Origin of the sequence: Actinoallomurus acaciae, from assembly GCF_042429965.1 — a bacterium.
Classification (GTDB): domain Bacteria; phylum Actinomycetota; class Actinomycetes; order Streptosporangiales; family Streptosporangiaceae; genus Actinoallomurus; species Actinoallomurus acaciae.
This window is the reverse complement of sequence record NZ_JBHLZP010001294.1, coordinates 1-539: the sequence shown is the minus strand read 5'-3', so window position 1 is coordinate 539 and position 539 is coordinate 1. Positions and strand designations below refer to the sequence as shown.

At 52.7% G+C, this 539-nt stretch carries 1 protein-coding gene; it reads right to left on the bottom strand.

Annotation, left to right across the window (positions count from 1 at the left end):
• Positions 1 to 539: phage major capsid protein (locus ACFFNX_RS52145; RefSeq protein WP_378213915.1), on the bottom strand; the 539-nt coding region annotated here is incomplete at both ends.

Here is a 539-nt window from a genome sequence, read left to right as displayed (position 1 = left end):
CCCCTGAACCAGATATTTCGCCTCTCCACGACCAATACGCTGGGCAATACGGTTTGCCAGATAAGATTCAATATCCACCCCACTGTCCTGGAGCAGCTCATTGGACACACGAATTATTTTTGATGACAGCTTTTTAGCCCCCAGAATAGCGGTCCCGAACGTCACATCCTGTTCCGTTGCGGCTGTATTTTCCGCCAGCAGTTCGCCCTCTTCAGTCGTGCCATCAGACGTTGACCAGGTGATATCCTGCCCGGTTGATGTGGTCAGAAGTTGCGCAACACTGGCAATCCCGCCATAAGCCTTCATGGTGTCAATGATTTTGTTACGCATCTGCGTGGGCACCGTATATCCGCCCTGAGAATCCGTTGTTACACTCTGAGCCCGCAGTTCACGCATCAGATTACGCTCTTCAGCATTCAGTTCTGCAAATCCGGCACGCAGAAAACGGTTAAATGCCGCAGCGCGCTTCTCTTCCACCGCCTTTTTCCCGTTCTCCGCCTCATTATTCTGGCGCTCTTCCGGCCCGGACTCATCCACAT